Source organism: Taibaiella koreensis (assembly GCF_003545715.1).
GTDB classification, from domain to species: Bacteria; Bacteroidota; Bacteroidia; order Chitinophagales; family Chitinophagaceae; genus Taibaiella; species Taibaiella koreensis.
Genome location: NZ_QVNU01000017.1, coordinates 1 through 2,043, shown reverse-complemented (window position 1 = coordinate 2,043; position 2,043 = coordinate 1). Strand labels below are relative to the sequence as shown.

1 protein-coding gene is annotated in these 2,043 nt (G+C 56.5%); it reads left to right on the top strand.

All coding sequences use genetic code 11. The features are described 5' to 3' along the window. Nucleotides 1-2,043: hypothetical protein (locus tag DZK30_RS25520; RefSeq protein ID WP_162903472.1), on the top strand; the 2,043-nt coding region annotated here is incomplete at both ends.

Sequence of the window (2,043 nt, the reverse complement as noted above, 5' to 3'; positions counted from 1 at the left end):
AAGATGGCTTTAACCGCAGCATGGAGGCCGTACAGCATAACTTTACCCCGGGCAAGAGCCTGGTGTTGCCCTCCGATACCCGCTTCCAACCCTCGGAGACCGGCTATCTGCCCTATAGCGCCGCCGGCTATGGCTTCAGGGCCAATGCTTTTGCCGAGCAGCAGGCTTACTACAACAGCCTCTACCCTGGCGAAGGCAATACCGCCTATAGCCTTCGTAAGAATAACGCTTATGCCGGTGAGCTGAAGATCGGTAATTACAGCCCGGGTAAGAGCCAGGTAGGCCAGGACAGGTCTACGCAGACCGTAACCGTCACCAACGATGCCAACCTCCTGCGCCGCTGGTCGGTCAATGCTGCCGGGCTTCCTGTCAGCAACGGCTTCTATCCCTTGGGTGAGCTCTTTTGCAACCAGACGCTTATGCCGCTTCTTCCCGGCAACCCGGTACCACCCTACAAGCTCGTCTACAAAAACAAGGACGGCCGCGTCATAGCGGAGCGGACTACCGACAGCGTCTTCACCAACCCCGCTATCAATATAACCTATATTACCACCCTGTACCTCTACAACGACCAGGGCCAGCTCTGCTATGTGATCCCGCCGGCGGCCGCCGATAATGCCATGAGCAGCGGCAGCATCAACCAGCAAACCCTGGATCAGTACTGCTTCCAATATCGCTACGACGATAAAGGCCGTAAGGTAGAGCAGAAAGTTCCTGGCAAGGGTTGGGAATACTTTGTTTACGACAAAAGAGGCCGGCTGACCTTTTACCAGGATTCCCTGCTGAGAACACAGAGCAACAGTTGGACCTTTACCTTGTATGATGGGCTGGACCGGGCGCTGATGAGTGGAATCTATGGTCCGAGCGGGGAAAGCCGCGCCATGCTACAGGCTTATTACGAAGATCCCAACAGCTACGGCACCAATACCATTATTCACTACATGAAGGATTACAACCTTTCCCAGTCCTATCCCTCCGGACTCCTGGGTGTAACTCCTTTAAACTATTTTTATTACGACGACTATAAGAACGCTGACCCCAGTGGCGTGCTTTGGGCTACCTATGCCTCCGAGCTGCAGTTCAGCGAGCAGCAAAGCATCCCCGGTTCCGAAACGCCTGCCCGTACCAGCCGTACCCGGGGCCTGCCCACCGGCAGCCTGGTCAAAATACTACCCTCGCCCGGGGCCGAAGGTACCGGCGCCTGGCGCCGTACCGCCCTCTTCTACGACGACAAAGGCCGGGTGATCTACAGCGCCAGCCAGGACCTGAACCCCGACCAGAGCGTGGTACATGCCGCCTATAACGGCAGCCAGTTCAGCTTTAGCGGACAGGTGCTGGGCAGCAAGCAGGTGCTCATCAACCAAAAGGCCGGCGATGGCTATACCAGGCATAGCGAAGTCAATAAGAATGAATACGAGACCGCAACCGGGCGGCTGAGCAAGACCTGGCGCCGGGTAGACAATGCCGGCGCCTGGACCCTTACCGGCAGCTATACCTACGATGAGCTGGGAAGGCTGCAGCGCCAGGTATTGGGCAACAACGGCGAGAGCCGGGACTATAGCTATAACATCCGCGGACAGCTTACGGGCATCAACGGGGCCTATGCCGAGACGGGCAATAAGCAGGGGCAGAACCTGACCTTCGGCCAGTCGCTCAAATACGACTATGGTTTTGATAAGCCGCGTTATGATGGTAAGATCGCCGGCATGATCTGGCGGGGCAGCGACGGCGACGCCTCCGTCTTCTTTATGCCAAAAATGCACGCTTATGGCTACGACTACGATATGGCCGGGCGGCTCAAGCTGGCCGATTACTACCTGCAGCGTAGCGCGATGAATCCCTGGAACAAAGGCCAGCTGGACTTTACCGTGTCTAACCTCTATTACGATAAGAACGGCAATATCCGATCGATGAACCAGCGCGGTGTCGACCCCGTTAATGGTCCGGTAGATATGGATGTGCTTCGCTACGGCTATGTGAACGGCAACCAGCTGGATGCGGTAACCGATAATGGTGTGGCCGATTATGGTGCGGGCGACTTTC